Origin of the sequence: Jeotgalicoccus meleagridis (assembly GCF_903994045.1) — a bacterium.
Classification (GTDB): Bacteria; Bacillota; Bacilli; order Staphylococcales; family Salinicoccaceae; genus Jeotgalicoccus; species Jeotgalicoccus meleagridis.
The window spans coordinates 60,432-80,544 of the sequence record NZ_CAJEWD010000006.1 but is presented as its reverse complement, the minus strand read 5'-3'; the positions used below and the strand labels follow the sequence as shown (position 1 = coordinate 80,544).

At 36.0% G+C, this 20,113-nt stretch carries 25 protein-coding genes; 21 read left to right on the top strand and 4 right to left on the bottom strand.

Going from position 1 to position 20,113, the window contains the following annotated elements; genetic code table 11:
• Positions 1 to 9 precede the first annotated feature (9 nt).
• From JEOSCH030_RS04270 to JEOSCH030_RS04255, 4 genes are all read left to right on the top strand, one after another.
• Entirely contained in the window at positions 10 to 558 is a 549-nt protein-coding gene (locus tag JEOSCH030_RS04270) for a VanZ family protein (protein WP_185125384.1), read from the top strand.
• 31 nt (positions 559 to 589) lie between these two features.
• Positions 590 to 967, top strand: a complete 378-nt coding sequence (locus JEOSCH030_RS04265; protein WP_185125383.1) for a PH domain-containing protein — start codon at positions 590 to 592, stop codon at positions 965 to 967.
• 111 nt (positions 968 to 1,078) lie between these two features.
• The gene (locus JEOSCH030_RS04260) at positions 1,079 to 2,017 is read left to right on the top strand and encodes an ABC transporter substrate-binding protein (protein WP_185125382.1); all 939 of its coding nucleotides are present in this window, start codon (positions 1,079 to 1,081) and stop codon (positions 2,015 to 2,017) included.
• Position 2,018: 1 nt separating this feature from the next.
• Positions 2,019 to 3,137, top strand: a complete 1,119-nt coding sequence (locus tag JEOSCH030_RS04255; protein ID WP_185125381.1) for a CapA family protein — start codon at positions 2,019 to 2,021, stop codon at positions 3,135 to 3,137.
• Here JEOSCH030_RS04255 and JEOSCH030_RS04250 read toward each other — a convergent pair.
• Entirely contained in the window at positions 3,134 to 3,313 is a 180-nt protein-coding gene (locus JEOSCH030_RS04250) for a hypothetical protein (RefSeq protein ID WP_185125380.1), read from the bottom strand. The two genes, JEOSCH030_RS04255 and JEOSCH030_RS04250, sit on opposite strands and share 4 nt — an antisense overlap.
• A gap of 82 nt (positions 3,314 to 3,395) precedes the next feature.
• Here JEOSCH030_RS04250 and JEOSCH030_RS04245 point away from each other — a divergent pair, with 82 nt between their 5' ends.
• The 5 genes from JEOSCH030_RS04245 (at position 3,396) to JEOSCH030_RS04225 (ending at position 5,825) form a co-directional block, all read left to right on the top strand.
• Positions 3,396 to 3,701 (top strand): thiamine-binding protein, encoded by a 306-nt coding sequence (locus JEOSCH030_RS04245; protein ID WP_185125379.1) that lies wholly within the window; start codon positions 3,396 to 3,398, stop codon positions 3,699 to 3,701.
• A gap of 65 nt (positions 3,702 to 3,766) precedes the next feature.
• On the top strand, positions 3,767 to 4,081 hold the full coding sequence (locus tag JEOSCH030_RS04240; protein ID WP_185125378.1) for a TIGR04104 family putative zinc finger protein: 315 nt from the start codon (positions 3,767 to 3,769) through the stop codon (positions 4,079 to 4,081).
• An 18-nt stretch (positions 4,082 to 4,099) separates the two neighbouring features.
• Positions 4,100 to 5,206, top strand: a complete 1,107-nt coding sequence (locus tag JEOSCH030_RS04235) for an iron-containing alcohol dehydrogenase (protein ID WP_185125377.1) — start codon at positions 4,100 to 4,102, stop codon at positions 5,204 to 5,206.
• Between the two features lie 12 nt (positions 5,207 to 5,218).
• Positions 5,219 to 5,629 carry a (deoxy)nucleoside triphosphate pyrophosphohydrolase gene (locus tag JEOSCH030_RS04230; RefSeq protein WP_185125376.1) on the top strand — a complete coding sequence of 137 codons (411 nt, stop codon included), beginning with the start codon at positions 5,219 to 5,221 and terminating at the stop codon, positions 5,627 to 5,629.
• Positions 5,630 to 5,654: 25 nt separating this feature from the next.
• On the top strand, positions 5,655 to 5,825 hold the full coding sequence (locus tag JEOSCH030_RS04225) for a hypothetical protein (protein WP_185125375.1): 171 nt from the start codon (positions 5,655 to 5,657) through the stop codon (positions 5,823 to 5,825).
• 86 nt (positions 5,826 to 5,911) lie between these two features.
• On the opposite strand, the gene JEOSCH030_RS04220 is transcribed toward JEOSCH030_RS04225, so the two are convergent.
• Positions 5,912 to 6,856, bottom strand: a complete 945-nt coding sequence (locus tag JEOSCH030_RS04220; protein WP_185125374.1) for a metal ABC transporter solute-binding protein, Zn/Mn family — start codon at positions 6,854 to 6,856, stop codon at positions 5,912 to 5,914.
• A 236-nt stretch (positions 6,857 to 7,092) separates the two neighbouring features.
• Between JEOSCH030_RS04220 and rpmG the strand changes: the two genes are divergently transcribed.
• Together rpmG and JEOSCH030_RS04210 are read left to right on the top strand one after the other, a co-directional pair.
• Positions 7,093 to 7,242, top strand: coding sequence for a 50S ribosomal protein L33 (gene rpmG / locus JEOSCH030_RS04215; protein WP_035811226.1), 150 nt, complete (start codon positions 7,093 to 7,095; stop codon positions 7,240 to 7,242).
• Between the two features lie 105 nt (positions 7,243 to 7,347).
• Entirely contained in the window at positions 7,348 to 8,229 is an 882-nt protein-coding gene (locus tag JEOSCH030_RS04210; protein ID WP_185125373.1) for a bifunctional 5,10-methylenetetrahydrofolate dehydrogenase/5,10-methenyltetrahydrofolate cyclohydrolase, read from the top strand.
• Here the strand turns inward: JEOSCH030_RS04210 and JEOSCH030_RS04205 are convergent, their stop codons facing one another.
• Complete coding sequence (locus tag JEOSCH030_RS04205; protein ID WP_185125372.1) at positions 8,230 to 8,538, bottom strand: YolD-like family protein; 309 nt, start codon at positions 8,536 to 8,538, stop codon at positions 8,230 to 8,232.
• Positions 8,539 to 8,649: 111 nt separating this feature from the next.
• Between JEOSCH030_RS04205 and JEOSCH030_RS04200 the strand changes: the two genes are divergently transcribed.
• Positions 8,650 to 8,934, top strand: a complete 285-nt coding sequence (locus tag JEOSCH030_RS04200; RefSeq protein WP_185125371.1) for an alpha-amylase — start codon at positions 8,650 to 8,652, stop codon at positions 8,932 to 8,934.
• 74 nt (positions 8,935 to 9,008) lie between these two features.
• Here JEOSCH030_RS04200 and JEOSCH030_RS04195 read toward each other — a convergent pair whose 3' ends face one another.
• Complete coding sequence (locus JEOSCH030_RS04195; protein WP_328794783.1) at positions 9,009 to 9,929, bottom strand: manganese-dependent inorganic pyrophosphatase; 921 nt, start codon at positions 9,927 to 9,929, stop codon at positions 9,009 to 9,011.
• Between the two features lie 170 nt (positions 9,930 to 10,099).
• Here JEOSCH030_RS04195 and JEOSCH030_RS04190 point away from each other — a divergent pair, with 170 nt between their 5' ends.
• The 9 genes from JEOSCH030_RS04190 to ligA all read left to right on the top strand — a co-directional run bounded on the left by JEOSCH030_RS04190 (position 10,100) and on the right by ligA (position 20,111).
• On the top strand, positions 10,100 to 11,551 hold the full coding sequence (locus JEOSCH030_RS04190) for a nicotinate phosphoribosyltransferase (RefSeq protein ID WP_185125370.1): 1,452 nt from the start codon (positions 10,100 to 10,102) through the stop codon (positions 11,549 to 11,551).
• Between the two features lie 5 nt (positions 11,552 to 11,556).
• Complete coding sequence (gene nadE, locus JEOSCH030_RS04185) at positions 11,557 to 12,396, top strand: ammonia-dependent NAD(+) synthetase (protein ID WP_185125369.1); 840 nt, start codon at positions 11,557 to 11,559, stop codon at positions 12,394 to 12,396.
• Entirely contained in the window at positions 12,396 to 13,043 is a 648-nt protein-coding gene (locus JEOSCH030_RS04180) for a DUF2179 domain-containing protein (RefSeq protein WP_185125368.1), read from the top strand. Before nadE ends, JEOSCH030_RS04180 begins: the two co-directional genes overlap by 1 nt.
• Complete coding sequence (locus tag JEOSCH030_RS04175) at positions 13,015 to 13,206, top strand: NETI motif-containing protein (RefSeq protein WP_185125367.1); 192 nt, start codon at positions 13,015 to 13,017, stop codon at positions 13,204 to 13,206. Before JEOSCH030_RS04180 ends, JEOSCH030_RS04175 begins: the two co-directional genes overlap by 29 nt.
• A 12-nt stretch (positions 13,207 to 13,218) precedes the next feature.
• Positions 13,219 to 14,514, top strand: a complete 1,296-nt coding sequence (purB, locus tag JEOSCH030_RS04170) for an adenylosuccinate lyase (RefSeq protein WP_185125366.1) — start codon at positions 13,219 to 13,221, stop codon at positions 14,512 to 14,514.
• A complete protein-coding gene (locus JEOSCH030_RS04165) occupies positions 14,514 to 15,191 on the top strand; it encodes a M15 family metallopeptidase (protein WP_185125365.1) in 678 nt (225 codons plus the stop codon). Before purB ends, JEOSCH030_RS04165 begins: the two co-directional genes overlap by 1 nt.
• A 93-nt stretch (positions 15,192 to 15,284) precedes the next feature.
• Entirely contained in the window at positions 15,285 to 15,950 is a 666-nt protein-coding gene (locus tag JEOSCH030_RS04160) for a geranylgeranylglyceryl/heptaprenylglyceryl phosphate synthase (protein WP_185125364.1), read from the top strand.
• Between the two features lie 17 nt (positions 15,951 to 15,967).
• Complete coding sequence (pcrA, locus tag JEOSCH030_RS04155; protein WP_235962217.1) at positions 15,968 to 18,157, top strand: DNA helicase PcrA; 2,190 nt, start codon at positions 15,968 to 15,970, stop codon at positions 18,155 to 18,157.
• Positions 18,141 to 20,111, top strand: coding sequence for an NAD-dependent DNA ligase LigA (gene ligA, locus JEOSCH030_RS04150; protein WP_185125363.1), 1,971 nt, complete (start codon positions 18,141 to 18,143; stop codon positions 20,109 to 20,111). Before pcrA ends, ligA begins: the two co-directional genes overlap by 17 nt.
• The last annotated feature ends 2 nt before the right edge of the window (positions 20,112 to 20,113 follow it).

Here is a 20,113-nt window from a genome sequence, read left to right as displayed (position 1 = left end):
GCATAATAAATGGGTATTTTAGTCGAAGCATTCAGTCCAGTGATTCCGATATTTATCATTATTTTTATGATTATTGTAGTGGTTACACTCTTTATTAATATAAAAAGTGGTTATCAACTGGATACGGTATCTAAAAAATTAAGGTACTTTTCAATAATGGGTTTGATTATGAGTTTAGTGGGTATTTTTCTCGTAACACTGATGCCGACATCTAATGAAAGTGATATTGTCGTATTAACACCTTTAGAGAGCATAAAGGATATGTGGTACTATGCGACAACCGAAGCAATCTTCAACAGTATTGTCATGAACATTGTACTATTTATACCCATTTCCTTCTTCCTATATTGCCTTATCAAAAGAGGTATTTTAACAGTATTACTGTGCTTAGTCTTATCAATTTTTATTGAGACAACCCAGTATTTGTTGCCAATAGGAAGAGTGACAAGCGTTGATGATGTCATGTTGAATTCAATTGGGGGTATTATTGGAGTCTTTTTTGGTTACTTAATTTTAAAAAGCAAAAATGTTTATTACCTTATGTTTCGTGGTAAGTGAATAAATAACAGTAAAAAAGGGGATGTTGTCTATGTACAACAAATTGAAAAATATTGAGGGTGTCCCTCTACAATCTAAAGAAGTTGTTGGACCTGCACTTGTTGGTTCAATTGAGTATTTTGAGGGTGAAAAAAGTATTTATCATGGCTCTTTAGTTGCAACAACAAAACGATTATTTTTAAACTTAGAAGACCGTGGTGTGATTTGTATCGAAGATTTTGATTATGATAGAATCACGCGTATCACTGTCGAAGATTTACTTATGGTCGGCCACATTGTTCACTTATGGCATGATGACCAATTAATAGTAAGTATTAAAAATATTTCTGAAGGTAAGCTAGATAAGTTCTTAGAATTTGTCTATAAGTATAAAGGACGCTACACTGTTGAAAAAGAAGCATTAACTTAAATTTAAGAACAACCCCGGACCATTAGGTTCGGGGTTTTTATTTTCTCTCGCTCTTCTTTGATAACACTATTATGTGTATAATGGCACTATTAATAATAGAGGTTGAAAAAAATGAAAAAATATAAAGTGATTGTATTTATGATGACAATTTTGATATTGGCTGGTTGTTCTAGTTTCCGTGAAATCGACGTGAGCGAAGATGGTGAATTAAGAAGAATCACGACAGAAGATACAAGTGAAATTGATATTCCTGCTGAACCAAAAAGGATTGTCCTGTTTCGGTCTATAGATCCAGGTAATGCAAAATTGCTTGGTTATGAAGCAGCTGCTGTGAATAGTGAATTAGAAAACAATAACACAATTGAAAATGAACTTGGTCAAGAAGTTATTTATTTACAAGCAGGAGATATTGAGAGTCTAAAAGAGATTCAACCTGATTTAATCGTTACATATTCACCTGATGAACATTTTGACGACTATAGTGAAATTGCACCAACAATTCGCCTGACTTATTCAGCCGGTATACTTAGTCCCTTTAGTCCGAGAACTTATCTAACCCAGCTTTATTATTTAGGCGTCATCTTAAATAAAGAAGATGAAGCGAATAGAATAGGTGATGAGTGGGAAGCAGAGACAACGGTAATTAAAAGAGAACTCAAGGAGCAAGTGGATGATCAACATGCTTTAGTTGTAAGTTCTCATGATGACGGGTTTATGCTATACAATGAATATATGGGTTACGGTACTGAAGCGGTTTACGACGTACTCGGCTTTCAGATGGATGAAGAAGCTAAAAAGGATGTAGAAGATAATCTCTTTGAAGTGAAGACCCCAGCTGAATTCTCTGATTTTGAAACAGATTATATATTTGTTAATACAGATAATACATCAGACGATAGTATTAAACTTGAGTTTTCCAAAGCTCTAGACATCCCTGAATCACATGTCATATTAGTGAATAAAGACGATTTTATAACAAATGATTTAATTTCTATCCGGCAACAATCAGAATTCATAGTAGATCAACTTAACGATAGTAAGGGGGATTAAAATGAAGTTTTTACCAATTGTCATTATGTTTTTTAGTTTCTTTACTTCGAATACGACAGATGAAGTAGCATCATTGGAAAGAGATTTTCAGATGATTGATGAAGGAGCCTTGTATCAAAATATAAGTCAGTATCTTGATAGTTCCTTTACTTTTGCAGCAACAGGGGACATCTTAGTACACGATTATCTGTATGAAGATGTTATGACAGAAGATGGTTATGACTTTACGTCAAGAGTTGAAACAGTCGCGCCGTATTTACAGCAGCAAGATTTAGTCTTTTTAAATCAAGAAACACCAATTGGTGGAGAGGAACTGACTTTATCAGGTTATCCAACTTTTAACGCCCCAGTTGAAGTCGCAGATTTACTAGCTTATTTTGATGCAGATATCGTAAATTTAGCTAACAACCACACACTTGATAGAGGTGCTGAAGGTATTGAACGTACGACTGAAAACTTAAAAGACCGTGACATTGATTATGTTGGAGCAAATGTGAGTGAAGAAGACATGAACAGAGATCGAATCTTTACGGTCAATGGTATAGATGTTGGGTTTCTAGCATATACATACGGTACAAATGGCATTCCAGTACCGGAGGGGGAAGAGTATTTAGTTAATATCATTGATATGCCGAGAATTTTATCGGATATAGAAGACTTAAGAGACAAAGTAGATGTCTTGATTGTCAGCTATCACCAGGGTATTGAATACGATGATTATCCGAGAGAGGAACACATACCAGAATATCAGACGATTGCTGAAGCTGGAGCAGATATCATTGTTGGTTCACATCCACATACCTTACAACCAATTGAACATTATGAAAGAGAGGATGGTAGTGAAGCGGTAATTGCCTATTCTATGTCTAACTTTTTAAGTGCTCAACAAACTTTAAATACACGTCTTGGAGGTATTTTAGAAGTTACAGTTGAAGAAAAGGGGGAGGACATAGATGTCAGCAAAGTGAGATTTATGCCTACTTACGTAGATAGCAATGAGTATGAAGATTTTTATTTACATCCTCTAGCTGATATGAACATGGATGATGTCTATCAGGATGTTTCTGAAAAAATGACTTCTTATAGTGACAAAGTCGAGATAGTGGACTATCTCAACTAGTCCTCAGGGTGCTCCTTTTTAATTATGGAAATAATAGAAAAGACCCCAAGAATGATTAGAGTGATAATCAAAGGCATATTCAAGGAAGCTGGTAAGAAATCTTGAGAGAAAAAGTAGATCATAACAAGTGCGATTAGAATCAAGAGAATGTTTAATCCTTTGCTGATTTGTATCATATTTATTCATCCTTAAATGTTTGTTTTCTACTAGCAATAGTATCATAATATAAGAAGAATTGAATTGAGGAGAGGAACAGACATGAACTATTTAATGAGTATACAAGTTTTACCCTACCATCCTGGAGATAAGGAGCTATACTCTCATACAAGTGGTGCGATTGATTTAATTGAAAACAGTGGACTTACACATTTTGTAGGACCACAAGAAACGACAGTAGAAGGTAACCTAGATGAACTGTTTAGTCTCGTTAAAAAACTTAATTTATATTTAGCTGAACAAGGCTGTGAACATGTAACTAGTAATATCAAGCTGGTTCAATCTAAAGAAGAAAATAGAATTAAAGATATTTTAGCAGATTATTACGAATTTGAAGATGATGAATAGAAGAGCTTTCACGCTCTTCTTTTTGTTATAATAAAAGTGTCTAAACTATGAAGTAAGGTGATTTTATGGGGGAATGTCCACACTGTCATCATGAATGGACTTATGGGGAGAAAATTAAAGGTTATGCTTTAAAACCTAGGACAAGGATTAAATGTCCGAATTGTAAGATGTATTTAGAACCTTCTACATTGTCGATTGTTTATGATTATTTGGCTATTTTTTTAGTTGCATTATTTATATTTATATTGATTCCGATTATGGACTGGCCGATGTGGCCATCTTTAGTGATTAGTTTTATCTTATTCTTATTATATGTTTTTCTTTTCCAACCACTCACTGTGCGTTTTAAAATCTATGACTATAAGATAAAAAAAGACTAGGATAGGAAGGGGATTTACATGTTTTTATTTGCTAACCACACAGAGGTGCATTTTGGAGCAGGTGTGCTTCAAACTATTGATGAAGTATTAAAGGATACTAATTATCAATCAATTGTTGTTGTCGCTTCAAACTCTCAAGTAGAGAATGGCGTCACCGATTTACTAGAATCTCTTTTAGGTAATAGAGTTAAGGCAGTCGTGTCTAATATCGAGGCCAACCCTACTGTAGATAACGTAGATCATATCGTTTTATCTTGTGATACTCACCAGGCAGATTTAATTATTGCAGCAGGTGGAGGTTCAGCTATGGATGCAGCAAAAGCAGCTTCGGCAGCTTACGCTAGAGGGGTTGAGGCACGTCAGTTAATCGATGATAAGCTTGTCACATCTGCACTTCCTTTAGTAGCTATTCCATCTACTAGTGGGTCAGCTTCAGAAGTCACACCTTTTGCGGTAATCAGTGATAAGGAAAGAGGTTTAAAGGTGTCCTTGAATTCTAAATTGCTATATCCAAAGTATGCACTAGTTGATCCTGAAATGACCTATTCATGTCCACCATCAGTAACAGCAATCTCAGGCATCGATGTTATTTGCCACGCCTTAGATTCAATCGGTTCTGTAAACAATAACCCAATTTCTGATGCTTTACATCTGAAAGCTTTGAAATTAGCATTTGCCAACCTAGAAACGGCTTATAACGATGGTAAAGATGTGACAGCTAGAAGTAATATGGCTTTAGCTAGTACTATTGCTGGACTTGGATTTTCACAGACTGCAACAAGTGGGTCACATGCAATGAGTTATTATTTAACATCTGAGTTTGGCATACCGCATGCTGAAGCTTGTGCATTTAGTCTCGATCAGTGGATTTTATATAATGCAGAAGTAGATAATCGCATGGATGATATTAGTGCTCAACTCGGCTTTAAAAACACTAGAGCAATGTCAGATGAAATCAATGAACTCAAAAAGAGATTAGGTTTACGTTCGACATTTGAAGAACTCGGTATTGATAAAAAACATATTCCAGAAATTGCTCGCCAGACCATGGCTGCGGGTAACTATCAAAATAATCTTGCTCAGTTGAGTGAGGATGAAATTATTGAAATGTTAGAGAGAAAATAAGTAGGTGAGCTTGTGACTAAGAAAGAAATTAAAGTAGTTGGCGCAGTGATTGAAAATGAAGAAGGAGAAATCCTCTGTGCCCAAAGACCAGAAGGTAAAAATTTAGCTTTAAAATGGGAATTCCCTGGAGGCAAAATTGAAGTAGGAGAAAGTCCGACTGCTGCCTTAAAAAGAGAGTTACAGGAAGAAATGGCCTTAGATATTGAGATTCTAGATGAAATTACTACAACGACTTATGAATATGACTTTGGTATTGTGGAATTAACAACTTATTTCTCAAAAATTAAGGCTGGCAATATCCAACTTTTAGAACATGAAGAAATGAAATGGATGAAAGCTGATGATATTGACCAATTAGACTGGGCTCCGGCAGATATTCCTGCAATTAAGATTATAAAAGAGAAAAAAGGGAATAAGAAATAGAAGCTATCAAGGAGGAGAGACAAAAATGGACTTAATTAAAGGTTTACTTGGTTTTATCTTTAAAACATTTGTAGTTTTATTCGCGATTACTGCGGTTGCCGTAGTTGTGCTTGCTTTCTTATTGAAAAAAGATGTAGATGAAATCCGTGAATTTACACAAAGTATTAAAGATGACCTTTATCCAGAAAAAGCATAATATCAATTGAATAGGAAATACATCCTAAAGAAAAAAATAGCCGTGAACATCTTAATTTTAAGATGTTCACGGCTATTTTTGTGTTTTTATTTGTCGTTTAAAGCTTGATCTAAGGTTTCAATATTTTTATCCATCATTGATTGGTAAGTCGCATCACGAGGGTCTTTTGGACTGAGAGTTTCTAAATTATTGAAGTAAATTGGCTCAGTCTTAGTTTCATCTTTAATCACATCAGTAACTGTTGAAGTTACATTGGGTTCATACAAGATATAAGGAATATTTTCTTGTTTGATATTATCGATGATCTCAGTCAATTCTTTTTGTGAGGGTTCTTGATTACTAAGTCCATTGATTGCCACTTGATGAAAGCCGTATCGATTGGCAAGATAGCCGATAGATTCATGTGAGATATAAACGTGATCATATACTGGTTGTTCAGTAATTTCTGTTAGTTTTTGATCGATATTTGTTAAATCCTCTTTTAAACTATTGAAATTACTATCATATAAATCCTTATGTTCTGGTCTGGCTTCAATGAGTGAATCTCTAATTGATTCCGCCATCTTGAGTGCTAAGTTAGGATCTAACCAAATATGTGGATCGTTTTCACCGTGTTCATGATCATGATCGCTATCTTCATCATGTTCGTGGTCATGACCTTCATGACTAGAAGATATTAGATCATCTTCAGTAATTCCACTCGCTGTAGAAATCACTGTTGTATCGTCTTCGATCGTCTTAGTGATTGTCGCTGCAATTGGATCAAGTTCATCTGTTGTTGTCATGAACAAGTCACCATCTGAGTAGTCTATCATGTCTTTTTGTGTCGGTTCGTAAGAGTGCATGTCAGCACCTGCAGGGTAAACTGATTCAACATCTACCGTCTCTCCACCAATTTCTTCAACAAAGCTAGTTAATGGAAAGACAGTGGTATAAATTTTTAAAGGTTGATCCTCTTTAACACTCGTATTATTGCCACAGGCAGCTAAAAATAAAACGAAAGATATAAAAACAGCAAATTTTAGTTTCATAGAAAGCACTCCTAATATCGTAATGGTTACGATTTAAAATTATATAGGACTAATCTTCATATTGCAATACAAAGTTACTTAATAAAGACTTGAAATTTATCGTAAATCCTAGTAAAATAGTAAAGGTGATTTAATAGGCATATACCAATCATCTGTGATGGATGATCAACTGGCCAGTTGATTCGAGTATATTATCATTAAAGTTTGATTATACTTAGTTAAAGGAGGCGACAGAAATGAGAGTAATCGTTACATTAGCTTGCACAGAATGCGGAGACCGCAACTACAGCACTAAGAAAAACAAAAGAAACAATCCAGAGCGTATCGAGATGATGAAATTCTGCCCTAGATTGAACAAGTACACGTTACACCGTGAAACTAAATAATAACTTATAGCTATCATCATTTGATGATAGCTTTTTTTAATATACCAACTTGTTTATGCTATAATGACTTTGGGTCAATGACTAGTAAATAGGGGGAGTGTCTTTATGACAATCGTTATGGATGGCAAGAAAGTTGCCGCACATCTATCTGATGAGATTCGAAAAGCCCTAGAGGTTTCAGAATCACATGGTATTAAACCTAAAGTTGCTTTTGTTAGAGTAGGCGATTTATCAGACTCAATTTCTTATGAAAATGCTGCTGTTAAACGCTTTGAAAAATTAGGTATGGACACTGTACAATACCATTTCCCAGATGATGTATCTACCAAAGTATTTCTAACTAAATTCCGAGAAATTAATGAAGATTATTCTATACACGGAATTTTACTGCTACAACCTTTACCAAAACATATACCAATGAAGAGAGTGGCTGAGGTCATGAACTCTTTCAAAGATATTGATGGCATGAAAGCATCAAACCTAGGAAAAGTCTTAACGAACGATAGTGATAGACTTGAACCTTGTACACCTGCAGCAGTCATGAATATGCTTGATTTTTATGACATCGATCTTAAAGGTAAAAACGTTACAGTAGTTGGTGCGAGTGCAGTAGTTGGTAAACCATTATCTCTCTTGATGATGAACAGAGAGGCGACTGTGACAACTTGTAACTTATATACAGATGATTTAGTTGATAAATGTAAAGATGCTGATGTGATTGTTTCAGCAGCAGGTGCAATTAATTTAATCGATGAACCTCATGTTAAAGAAGGTGCTGTCGTTATTGATGTTGGTATTAATTTTAATGAAGCAGGCAAGATGGTCGGAGATGTGAATTATGAAGCGGTTAAAGACAAAGCTTCATATATTACCCCGGTACCAGGCGGTATTGGTGCAATTACAACAACAGTACTTGCTTACCATCTAGTTAAAGCGACAGAGTATCAAAAAGAGCCAGTATTATTTTTGGAGAAACAAGAAGACTAATTATATATATTCAATATTTAAAATGTCTAAAAAAGGCACAAAAACAAAATCTTCACTTTTGTACTTTTGACCAATGAGCAGCATGCTCCATTGGTCTATTTTTATGGCGTCAAGTTCAATATAAAAGCAGCTACCATCATAAAGATAGTCGATGCGAATAGCTTTGTTGAGCTGCATCGCTTCTTCTAAGATCGTTTCTATTAATTTTAAACGATTGTCAGAAAGGATTGGTCGCTCTATTTTTCCTTTACGCTTACTCAAAGGAATATTTAAATTTGCTTGTTGAGACGAAAGATTACAATAATCCATACTATTTCCTTCTTTCCTAAGCTTAAACTCATTATACGAACGTATGTTCGATTTTTCAAGCTTAGGATTTATGTTAAATTTATAGAAGAATACATTAAGTGAGGACGCATTATGAGAAAAAATATCGTGTGGGGTATACTGATTGTCATAGTCTTAGGAGTGTTATTTTTACCTTTAGTCGATAAAACACCTACGACCACTAGGGTGATTGTTGATTATACAAACAAAGAAATTGTTCACCCAAACTGTTATGACCAAGCATCTCTGACAAATTGGATTGATGAGGTGTCATTTGGAAGAGCAGTGAACGATTTAGAATTTGAAGTGAGAGATAGTTGCACACAAAAATTATTAGAAACTGGTAAGACTAATATTTTCACCAGAATAATTGAATGATGAAATATATCGTCTCGTCTAAATAGATCAAAAAAAGGCTTAGAAATCTTAAGATTTCTAAGCCCTTTAATATTTTAAGATAATGCTTTTGTAATATTTGGAACGACTTGTTTTTTACGAGATACAACGCCTTCTAAAATCGCTGTATTTTGATCTAAAGCAACTCCAAAGGCACGTTCTACTGATGAGAATTCACGGCCAAGTGCAAGGACTTTAGAGTTAGAGTTCAAGATATCCGTCACGATAAGTGTAAATAGATCGTAGTCTTCTGCTTCAATTTCCGCATTGATTGCAGCTTCTAATTCTTCTCTACGATTAAATACTTCGTCAACATCAACCACATTAATTTGAGCGATACGGACACTCTTCTCGCCCATATCAAATGTCTTAGCATCTCCTGAAATTAATTGTTCAGCAGTTTTATCTCTTGTTGAAGCTCCAGCTTTGAGCATTTCTAGGCCATACTGTTCTAAGTCAACTTCAGCGATTGTTTTTAAGTCACTTGCTGCATCGATATCTTCTTCTGTCGTCGTTGGTGATTTAAAGAGTAGAGTATCAGAAATGATTGCAGACAGCATCAAACCTGCCATTTCTTTTGATATCGTTAAGTTGTTTTCTTTGTATACTTTATTTAAAATTGTTGCAGTACATCCCACTGGCTCTGCACGGTAATATAGTGGACCTTCTGTTTCAAAGTTAGCAATTCTGTGATGATCATAAACTTTTGTCACAACTGCTTGATCAATATCTTCAGCTGATTGTTGTTTCTCATTATGATCGACTAAAATGACTTGATCACCACTGTTAAGTGATGTTAGTAATTCTGGTTCTGTAACTTTGAAGTGGTCTAATGCATAGCGCGTTTCAGCGTTAATTTCACCTAAGCGGTAAGCAGTTGCATCATGACCAAGTTGTCTTTCGATGTCACTCGCAACAAGTGCAGATGATATTGTATCCGTGTCCGGATTTTGGTGACCAAATATTTTAAGTGTCATTATAAATGATTCTCCTTTTTAATCCTGTAAATTTCATTTCTCTTATATTTTAACATTTCTCTACTTGTCATTCTATAAGTTACGTTCAAACCATTAAGGTTAGAGTATAATAGGATATTTTTATGTGATAAAATTAAAATAAATATGACAATAGTACAGGAGAGAGATTAATGTATAAATTTGAAGATGACAGTTTCATGTTGCACACGGATTTATATCAGATTAATATGACAAAAACCTACTTTGAGAAAGGTATACATAATAAAAAGACAATCTTTGATCTATATTTTAGACAGATGCCATTTGATAATGGCTACGCAGTTTTTGCTGGTTTAGAGCGGATGATTGATTACTTACAGAACTTACATTTTTCAAATAGTGATATCGCATATTTAGAGACCTTAGGTTATGAAGAAGAATTCTTAGCTTATTTAAAAACAATTCGCTTTACAGGCACCATGCGTTCAGTTCTAGAAGGAGATACTGTCTTCAACAATGAACCTCTTGTACAAATTGAAGCAGGCCTAGCAGAAGCGCAGTTAATTGAGACAGCACTTTTAAATATCGTTAACTTCCAAACTTTAATCGCAACTAAAGCAAGTCGCATTAGACAATTAGTACCAAATGATAATCTTATGGAATTCGGTACAAGACGAGCACATGAGTTTGATGCAGCCTTATGGGGGGCGCGCGCATCGATAATAGGTGGTTTTAATGGTACGAGTAATGTGCGCGCGGCCAAGCTTTTTGGCATCAAGCCGAGTGGCACACATGCACACGCTATGATCCAAGCTTTCGGAAATGATTATGATGCCTTTAAAGCATACGCTGATACGCACTCAGATTGTGTCTTTTTAGTAGATACTTTTGACACTATAAAATCTGGTATTCCAACAGCTATTAAAGTGGCTAAAGAATATAAGGATAAGATTAACTTCGTTGGTATTAGAATTGACTCTGGTGACATTGCTTACTTAACAAAACAAGCACGTAAAATGTTAGATGAAGCTGGTTTTCATGACGCACAGATTATCGTTTCTAATGATCTAGATGAAGTGACGATACTATCACTACTGTCACAAGGGGCTAAGGTAGACGGCTGGGGGATTGGCACTAAATTAATCACAGCCTTCGATCATCCAGCACTAGGTGCAGTATATAAGTTAGCTGCCATTGAAGGTGACAATGGTGAATGGTTAAACCGCATTAAAATTTCAGGAAATATTGAAAAGGTAACTACGCCTGGTAAGAAAAACCTCTACCGTATTATCAATAAAGATACAGGAATGTCAGAGGGGGATTACATTACGGTTTACGATGAGAAAATCGATACTAGTGAACCACTTTTAATGTTCCACCCTGTTCATACTATGAAGAAAAAACTAGTTAAAAATTTTGAGGCAGTTGAACTCTTACATGATATTTTTGTAGATGGTGAATTGGTCTATGAGTCACCATCTGTCTTAGAAATGCAAAAAAATTGTGAGGAAAATCTGAATCATATGTGGGAAGAAACGAAGCGCTTCTTAAATCCACAAGAGTATCCAGTCGATCTCTCAAGTAAATTATGGAATATTAAAAATGATTTGGTTGAAACTTTATCAAATCAAGTATTGGAGTGATTTGAATGACGGATTTACAAGAAGAGATAATTAAAAAACTCCATGTTAAAAAAACAATTGATCCGGCGACAGAAGTAAGGGGAATTATTGATTTCATCAAAGATTACGTCAAGGCAAATAATTTTCTTAAAAGTTTGGTGCTTGGTATTTCTGGTGGTCAGGACTCTACTTTACTTGGAAAACTATCACAGATGGCAGCTGAAGAATTAAGAAGTGAAGGTCTGGATGTTTATTTTTACAGCGTGAGATTACCATATGGTAGACAAGCAGACGAACAAGATGCAATAGATGCGGTGAAGTTTATCGATCCAGACCACAATGAAGTAGTTAATATTGCACCAGCAGTTGATGCAAGTGTGAGTGCCTTAGCTGATAGTGGTTTTAACTTAAGTGATTTTCATAAAGGTAACGAAAAAGCACGTGAACGGATGAAGGTACAGTATGCAATTGCTGCACATACGTCGGGTGTTGTCTTAGGGACTGATCACGCGGCTGAGGCCTTGACAGGCTTTTATACGAAATTTGGAGATGGTGCTTGTGACCTAACTCCACTCACTGGATTAAATAAAAGACAGGGCCGTGAGCTGTTGAAATATTTGGACTGCCCAGCTCACCTTTATGAAAAAGTGCCAACTGCAGATCTTGAAAGTGATAAGCCCCTCTTAAGTGATGAAGAAGCGCTTGGTGTAACTTATGCTGTCATCGATGATTTTCTAGAAGGTCAGCCTGTTAGTGACTCTGACTATGAGACAATCATTCGTTTGTATAAACGCTCAGAGCACAAAAGAGTCTTACCATATCATCGCTATCATTTGCCTAAAAATATAGAGAATCGGGGAGAATAATGTTAGACATCATAAATGAAAGTCCGATGTTAATGATATTAATCATCTTTATTATTAATATTATATACGTGACATTTTTAACAATGCGGACAATAATGACTTTAAAGGGTTACCGTTTTGTCGCCGCAGCTTTTAGTATCATGGAAACTTTTGTCTATGTAATCGGACTAGGTTTAGTACTTGATAATTTAGACAGACCACAAAATATTGTCGCTTATGCGCTTGGTTTTGGGGTTGGGATTTTAGTAGGAACTAAGATTGAGGAACAACTTGCCCTAGGTTATACAGTTGTTAATGTGACAACCGGTAAAAAAGATATAGATTTACCAAATGACTTGAGAAATTTAGGCTATGGTGTAACGCACGGACATCAATATGGACGCGATGGACAGCGAACAGTTATGCAAATTCTAACACCAAGAAAATATGAAAGAAAATTAATGGAGACCATCAGAGAGCTTGATGATAAAGCCTTTATTATTTCTTATGAACCTAAAAACATTCATGGTGGTTTCTGGACTAAAGGACTCAGCAAACGTCGTATGAAGAACTATCAACCTGAAAATGTAGAAGAAGTGTTAGAAGAATTTTATGATGCTCAAGAACAGGAAGATAATAATGTCACAAAAACGAAAAAAGAAATTTAAAGTTGAACCTGGACAAGACATAACAGAAGTATTAAAACAGATGAAAGACGAAGGTTATCAGGTGACAAGAAGACTTGAAGCGCCGGTCTTTAAAGAAGAAGATGGACAAATTGTCGTCTCTCATCAAGAGATTATCTTTGAAGGAAAATTAATTAAAGAGTAAGGATGAATATATATGATCAGTAGGTATACCAGACCGGAAATGGCTAAAGTATGGACAGAAGATAATAAATACCAGGCTTGGTTAGAAGTAGAAATACTTGCAAGTGAGGCATGGGCAGAACTTGGAATTATTCCAAAAGATGAAGTGAAAAATATTCGTCCAAATGCACGTGTTGATGCCAAAAGAATACAAGAAATTGAACAGGAAACCCGTCATGATGTCGTCGCTTTTACAAGACAAGTATCTGAAACTTTAGGTGAAGAGAAAAAATGGGTTCACTATGGTTTAACTTCGACAGACGTCGTTGATACAGCACAAAGTTTTGTTTTAAAACAAGCGAATGAAATCATTCAAAAAGACCTTGAGAATTTTATCGACATATTAGCTGATAAAGCACGCGCTCATAAACATACAATCATGATGGGTCGTACTCACGGTGTCCATGCAGAACCGACGTCATTCGGTATCAAGATGGCGCTCTGGCATCAGGAGATGAAACGTAATCTGAAGCGTTTTGAAGATGTGAGAGAAGAGATCGAAGTTGGTAAGATGAGTGGCGCTGTAGGAACTTTTGCCAACATTCCACCTGAAGTAGAAGCTTATGTCTGTCAGCATCTTGGTTTAAATGTGGCAGAAGTGTCTACTCAAACTTTGCAAAGAGATAGACACGCACACTATATTGCTGTCCTTGCCCTGATTGCAACATCTATTGAAAAATTTGCAGTTGAAGTTAGACACCTTCAAAAAACAGAAACAAGAGAAGTTGAAGAAGCCTTTAGAAAAGGACAAAAAGGTTCAAGTGCTATGCCACATAAGAGAAATCCGATCGGTAGTGAAAATGTCTCAGGGCTTGCCCGTGTGATCCGTGGTTACGTTACGACTGCATATGAAAATGTGCCGCTTTGGCATGAGAGAGATATTTCTCACTCTTCAGCTGAACGTATCATGTTACCAGATGTGACGATTGCTTTAGATTACATGTTGAATCGCTTTGGAAACATTATGAAGAACTTAACTGTCTTTGAAGACAATATGAAGGCAAATATTGATAAGACCTTCGGTCTTGTCTATTCTCAGCAAATCATGTTAGCTCTAATCGATAAAGGGATGTCACGTGAAAAAGCATATGATATCGTTCAACCTAAAGCTATGGAATCTTGGGAGACTAAGGTGCCACTTCAAACTTTAGCGAGTGAAGATAAGGCGATTACTGAAGTGTTAAACGAAGAAGAATTAGAAGCATGTTTCGATGAATCTCATCACTTACGCCGAGTGGATACAATCTTTAAGCGTGCAGGTCTAGAATAATGAAGTTTATCAAAGTGGTTATGGCACTCATGTTACTTGTAACATTGGGTGCCTGTGGTAGTGAAGATGCAACTGCCCTTGAAGCAATTGAATATAATAAACAATATGAGTCGTTATCATTTTCTAATTTAGATATTCCTGTTCACGTTGAAGAGATTGATGGTATCACTTATGCAGATGGTGTGTTAATTGTGAATAAAGAGATACCTCTACCTAATGATTACAATCCTGGTTTACAAGCTGAGACAGAAGAAGCATATTTACAAATGTTTGAAGATGCAGCGGCCGAGGGTTTATCTTTTGAACTCGTCAGTGGTTTTAGATCTTACAATTATCAAGCTGAGCTATACAATAATTATGTAGCACGTGATGGTAAAGAAGCTGCTGATAAATACAGTGCAGAGCCAGGTCATTCTGAACACCAAACAGGACTAGCAATCGACGTTGGTTCTTATGATAGTGCTGTACTCTTACAAACATCATTTGAATATACACCGGAATTTGAGTGGTTATCTGAGCATGCCCATGAGTATGGTTTTATCATTCGTTACCTCAAAGGTAAGGAAGATATTACCGGCTATATGTATGAACCGTGGCATTTGAGATATGTTGGAGACAAGGCAACTGATATAAAAGAAAGTGGACTTACATTAGAAGAATACTTCGATTTATTATAAGGCTCGTTGAGTGTTTCACTCACGGGCTTTTATGTTTTTTAAGACTCAATAATGCTATAATTATCGTATGATTTTTATAAAGGATATGTTCTTATGAATGATGACACAAAGCATATATTTAAACTAGATCCAGCAAAGATTATTAAGGATCAAGACCTAGACAAAATTATCAATTCAAAGACGGATTTAATAATGGTCTCAGGTACAGATGGTGTGACAAGTGAAAATATCACGACAGTTCTAGAAAAAATTAGGGACCGTGGCATCACTATCGCACTTGAAATATCTCATCCTGATGCAGTTGTGCCTGGTTTTGACCATTACTACATTCCAACTGTTATCAACACTGTAAATGTGAAGTATTCACATGGTATGTTGGTGGAAGCTTTAATGGAATATCATGATTTTATTGAATACGATAATATCAGTCTCTTACCTTATATTATCTTAAATGAGAATTGCAAAGCCTTTACTCGTGCAGAGTGTAAACAAATCAATGATGAAGAATTGCTTGCTATGGTGCATATGCTCGATAAATTATACAAGATGGATTATATCTACATAGAATACAGTGGCATGTTAGGTGATCGAAGTTTAGTTAAAGAAGCATATGATGCATGTGAACACGCCCATGTCATTTACGGTGGGGGTATACAGAATTATGATCAGGCAAAATTGATGTCATCTGCCAGTGATACCATTGTGGTAGGTAACATCATTTATGATGATGTAGAAAGTGCACTCACGACAATCATTTAATAAATGGAGTTTTTAAAATGGATTTAAGTGGAATGAACAAAGAACAACTACAGGCAGTAAAAACAACCGAAGGACCGCTCTTAGTCATGGCAGGTGCGGGGAGTGGGAAGACGCGGGTCTTGACACACCGAGTAGCGTATTTACTAGATGAAAAACAAGTGCCAAGTTATAATATTTTAGCCATAACATTCACTAATAAAGCAGCACGTGAAATGCAAGAAAGAGTCGATAAGCTTATTAACGAGGACGCCAGAAAAATGTGGATTTCAACCTTCCACTCCATGTGCGTTCGTATTCTAAGACGTGACATTGCTTACTTAGGCTATGACACAAGTTTTTCTATTCTAGACCCGCTCGATCAACAATCTGTAGTGAAGGATATTTTAAAGAAGAGAAATTTAGATACTAAACAACATAATCCAAGAAGTATCTTATCTGTCATCTCCTCTTACAAAAACCAGTTGATTAAACCAGACCAAGCGATAGCTGAAGCGGCTGGTTTTTTAGATGAACTTTACAGTGAAATCTATAAGGATTATCAAGAAATATTATATCGGAACAGCGCTTTAGATTTCGATGACTTAATTATGTTAACGATTGAGCTCTTTGAGAAAGAAGAAGCGGTATTAAGTTACTATCAGACGCGTTTTCAATATATTCATGTTGATGAATATCAAGATACCAACCATGCTCAGTATCGACTAGTAAAAATGCTAGCTGAGAAATATAGAAATATTTGTGTAGTTGGTGATTCAGACCAGTCTATTTATAAGTTTAGAGGGGCAGATATTCAAAATATCTTAAACTTTGAAAGAGATTATCCAGAAGCGACTATCATTAAATTAGAAGAGAACTACCGTTCGACTAAAATGATTTTGGATGCAGCGAATGCGGTCATAGATAACAATACCGAAAGAAAACCTAAAAACCTCCGCAGTAACAAAGGTGAAGGTGCCAAAATCGAAGTCAATGTCTCACAATCCGAAAGGGAAGAAGGACACGCGATTGTTGCTAAGGTTAAAGCGCTCAGTGAAGACTATAAATACGGTGATATGGCAATCTTATATAGAGCAAACGCACAGTCCCGTGCGATTGAGGATGCCTTTGTTAAGTCGAGCATTCCCTATAAAATGGTCGGAGGTACAAAGTTCTACAGTCGTATGGAAATCAAGGACTTGATGAGCTACTTGAAAGTGATTCAAAATCCTTTTGATGATATTAGTTTCGAACGGATCATCAATACACCTAAAAGAGGAATTGGTACAAAAACCGTTGAGAAATTACAAGCTCACGCAGAACAACTCAATTCCAGTATCTACGATGCGATTAGAGACGCTGACTTTTTAGGAATTCCACAAAAAACTGTTGTTAAGCTTATGTCACTCTTAGACGTGTTAGATAATCTAAAAGAAAAATCTAAATATATGTCCATGACAGACTTGGTGGATGAAGTGCTAGCCGATACCGGTTACCTTGATATGCTTCAGAGTGATAAAACACTTGAAGCAAGAAGTCGCTTAGAAAACTTAGAAGAATTTAAAACAGTCACGAAGGAATTTGACCAGGAACGTCCGATAGCAGATGATAACTTATTTGAATTCTTAAGTGAGATGGCCCTAGTATCTGATCAAGATGGAGTAGATGATTCATCTGGTGTGACTATGATGACTATGCATGCTTCTAAAGGCTTAGAATTCAAAGTCATCTTTATTGTAGGCCTAGAAGAAGGTATCTTCCCTTCTAAAAGAGTAATGTTTGATGATAAAGAACTAGAAGAAGAAAGACGCTTAATGTATGTAGCACTGACGCGTGCTATGGATTATTTGATGTTATCTAGAGCAGAGTCTAGAATGCTTTACGGGCGATTAGAAAACAATATGATGAGCCGCTTTTTATCAGAAATTCCTGAAGAATTATTAGAAAAACCAGCCAATCAGTCCATCTTTAGTAACAACAATTCATCGCCAAGTTTTAAAACAGGACCAAAGAAAAAAGCGCGTATCATACAGACCAATAATGATGTTGACTTTAGCATTGGAGATAAGGTGTCACATAAAGTATTTGGAGATGGTATTGTGTCTCAAATTAAAGGTGAAGGAGACAATACAGAACTGGATATCGTCTTTAAGACAGCTGGACCCAAACGTCTCTTAGCCAATTATGCACCTCTTGAAAAAAGGACTGAGTTAGATGAAAGAAAAAATTAAGGACTTACAAGATAAATTAAATCGTTATAACTATGAATATCATGTACTTGATAAACCATCAATTGCTGATGTGGACTACGATCATATGTTAAGAGAATTAATTGACTTAGAAAATGAGTTTCCTGAGTACAAGACGAGTACGTCTCCAACTGTTAGAGTAGGCGGAGACATTTTAAGTGGTTTTGAAAAAGTAACTCATGGCACACCGATGCTCAGTTTATCCAACGCTTTTAATGCTGAGGAACTAAGAGCCTTCGATAAACGCGTCCAACAAGTGGTTGATCAACCTACTTATATGTGTGAATTAAAAATTGATGGACTAGCGGTGTCATTAACTTATGAAGAAGGTGTCTTTGTCCAAGGCGCAACTCGTGGAGATGGTAGTGTGGGTGAGAACATTACCGAGAATTTAAAAACAATCCACGCGATTCCTTTAACTGTAAATTCAAATTTATCTTTTGAAGTAAGAGGAGAGGCTTATATGCCAAAACCTTCATTTCAAAAATTGAATGCACAAAGACTAGAAAATGGAGATGCAGAATTTCAAAATCCAAGAAATGCTGCAGCAGGTTCACTCCGTCAATTAGACCCTAAACTTGCTGCTAAACGTAATCTATCTGTGTTTATATATAGTGTGACTTCACCAGAAGCACTGAATGCGAGTACACAAAATGGTGCCTTGGATATCTTGGATGAACTTGGTTTTAAAACCAATCATGAAAGACGGCTGATGAATAATATAGAAGAAGTGATTGACTATATTGATTACTGGACTACACACCGCTCAGAACTATCTTATGAAATTGATGGCATAGTCATTAAGGTTAATGATTTAAATGAACAAGAGGAATTAGGCTATACTGTCAGATCACCACGCTGGGCAATCGCTTATAAGTTTCCCGCTGAAGAGGTCATTACAGAAATATTAGACATTGAATTAACCGTCGGTCGAACAGGTGTCATCACTCCAACAGCCATACTTGAACCTGTTAAGGTTGCGGGTACAACAGTCGCTCGTGCGTCATTACATAACCACGATCTTATAGAAGAAAGAGACATTCGCATTGGAGACAAGGTAGTCATCAGAAAAGCAGGAGATATAATACCTGAAGTAGTTAAGTCACTTAAAGAAGAAAGAACAAACCAGGTAGTGTATCAAGCACCAACAACTTGCCCATCTTGTGGACATGATACTGTTCATTTAGAAGAAGAAGTTGCCATTCGTTGTATCAATCCGAGTTGTCCAGCTCAATTACAAGAAGGTATTATCCATTTTGTATCTCGTGGTGCAATGAATATTGATGGACTGGGTGAGAAAGTCGTTAGACAGTTATTCGAAGCAGAGCTAATTAAAAATGTTGCGGATCTTTATCACTTAGAATATGATCAGCTAATCGGACTTGAACGTATGGGTGATAAAAAAGTAACAAACCTTCTACAAGCAATTGAAGATTCTAAAAGTAAGGACTTGAGCAAGGTGCTGTTTGGTTTAGGAATACGGTTTTTAGGTGCTAAAGCATCTCGAACACTTGCCGAACACTTCTTAACTATAGAAAAAATTATTGCAGCTGACAAAGAAGATTTTATGAGTATTCCAGAGATTGGTGAAAAAATTGCGGACTCAATCGTTACTTATACTTCGAATCAAGACTTCCTAGACTTAATTAAAGAATTACAGGAGGTCGGAGTCAACTTTACAGAAGAAGTGCATGAAGCAGCAGGTAGTTTGTTTTCTGACATGACCTTTGTGCTAACAGGTAAGCTCGAAGAGTTAACACGTACTGAGGCAAAAGATAAAATAGAAGCTGAAGGCGGTAAAGTGACAGGTAGTGTATCTAAAAATACAGATGTAGTGTTGGCTGGAGCTGATGCAGGATCTAAGCTTGAAAAAGCAAAATCACTTGGAATTGAAGTGTGGAACGAAGAAGAATTTATTGAGAAATTGGGGCAATGATA

Excerpts from the sequence above, each read along its gene's own strand:
- JEOSCH030_RS04270 (WP_185125384.1), top strand. The coding sequence starts at position 10 with ATGGGTATTTTAGTCGAAGCATTCAGTCCAGTGATTCCGATATTTATC.
- JEOSCH030_RS04265 (WP_185125383.1), top strand. The coding sequence starts at position 590 with ATGTACAACAAATTGAAAAATATTGAGGGTGTCCCTCTACAATCTAAA.
- JEOSCH030_RS04260 (WP_185125382.1), top strand. The coding sequence starts at position 1,079 with ATGAAAAAATATAAAGTGATTGTATTTATGATGACAATTTTGATATTG.
- JEOSCH030_RS04255 (WP_185125381.1), top strand. The coding sequence starts at position 2,019 with ATGAAGTTTTTACCAATTGTCATTATGTTTTTTAGTTTCTTTACTTCG.
- JEOSCH030_RS04250 (WP_185125380.1), bottom strand. The coding sequence starts at position 3,313 with ATGATACAAATCAGCAAAGGATTAAACATTCTCTTGATTCTAATCGCA.
- JEOSCH030_RS04245 (WP_185125379.1), top strand. The coding sequence starts at position 3,396 with ATGAACTATTTAATGAGTATACAAGTTTTACCCTACCATCCTGGAGAT.
- JEOSCH030_RS04240 (WP_185125378.1), top strand. The coding sequence starts at position 3,767 with ATGGGGGAATGTCCACACTGTCATCATGAATGGACTTATGGGGAGAAA.
- JEOSCH030_RS04235 (WP_185125377.1), top strand. The coding sequence starts at position 4,100 with ATGTTTTTATTTGCTAACCACACAGAGGTGCATTTTGGAGCAGGTGTG.
- JEOSCH030_RS04225 (WP_185125375.1), top strand. The coding sequence starts at position 5,655 with ATGGACTTAATTAAAGGTTTACTTGGTTTTATCTTTAAAACATTTGTA.
- JEOSCH030_RS04220 (WP_185125374.1), bottom strand. The coding sequence starts at position 6,856 with ATGAAACTAAAATTTGCTGTTTTTATATCTTTCGTTTTATTTTTAGCT.
- rpmG (WP_035811226.1), top strand. The coding sequence starts at position 7,093 with ATGAGAGTAATCGTTACATTAGCTTGCACAGAATGCGGAGACCGCAAC.
- JEOSCH030_RS04210 (WP_185125373.1), top strand. The coding sequence starts at position 7,348 with ATGACAATCGTTATGGATGGCAAGAAAGTTGCCGCACATCTATCTGAT.
- JEOSCH030_RS04205 (WP_185125372.1), bottom strand. The coding sequence starts at position 8,538 with ATGGATTATTGTAATCTTTCGTCTCAACAAGCAAATTTAAATATTCCT.
- JEOSCH030_RS04200 (WP_185125371.1), top strand. The coding sequence starts at position 8,650 with ATGAGAAAAAATATCGTGTGGGGTATACTGATTGTCATAGTCTTAGGA.
- JEOSCH030_RS04195 (WP_328794783.1), bottom strand. The coding sequence starts at position 9,929 with ATGACACTTAAAATATTTGGTCACCAAAATCCGGACACGGATACAATA.
- JEOSCH030_RS04190 (WP_185125370.1), top strand. The coding sequence starts at position 10,100 with ATGTATAAATTTGAAGATGACAGTTTCATGTTGCACACGGATTTATAT.
- nadE (WP_185125369.1), top strand. The coding sequence starts at position 11,557 with ATGACGGATTTACAAGAAGAGATAATTAAAAAACTCCATGTTAAAAAA.
- JEOSCH030_RS04180 (WP_185125368.1), top strand. The coding sequence starts at position 12,396 with ATGTTAGACATCATAAATGAAAGTCCGATGTTAATGATATTAATCATC.
- JEOSCH030_RS04175 (WP_185125367.1), top strand. The coding sequence starts at position 13,015 with ATGTCACAAAAACGAAAAAAGAAATTTAAAGTTGAACCTGGACAAGAC.
- purB (WP_185125366.1), top strand. The coding sequence starts at position 13,219 with ATGATCAGTAGGTATACCAGACCGGAAATGGCTAAAGTATGGACAGAA.
- JEOSCH030_RS04165 (WP_185125365.1), top strand. The coding sequence starts at position 14,514 with ATGAAGTTTATCAAAGTGGTTATGGCACTCATGTTACTTGTAACATTG.
- JEOSCH030_RS04160 (WP_185125364.1), top strand. The coding sequence starts at position 15,285 with ATGAATGATGACACAAAGCATATATTTAAACTAGATCCAGCAAAGATT.
- pcrA (WP_235962217.1), top strand. The coding sequence starts at position 15,968 with ATGGATTTAAGTGGAATGAACAAAGAACAACTACAGGCAGTAAAAACA.
- ligA (WP_185125363.1), top strand. The coding sequence starts at position 18,141 with ATGAAAGAAAAAATTAAGGACTTACAAGATAAATTAAATCGTTATAAC.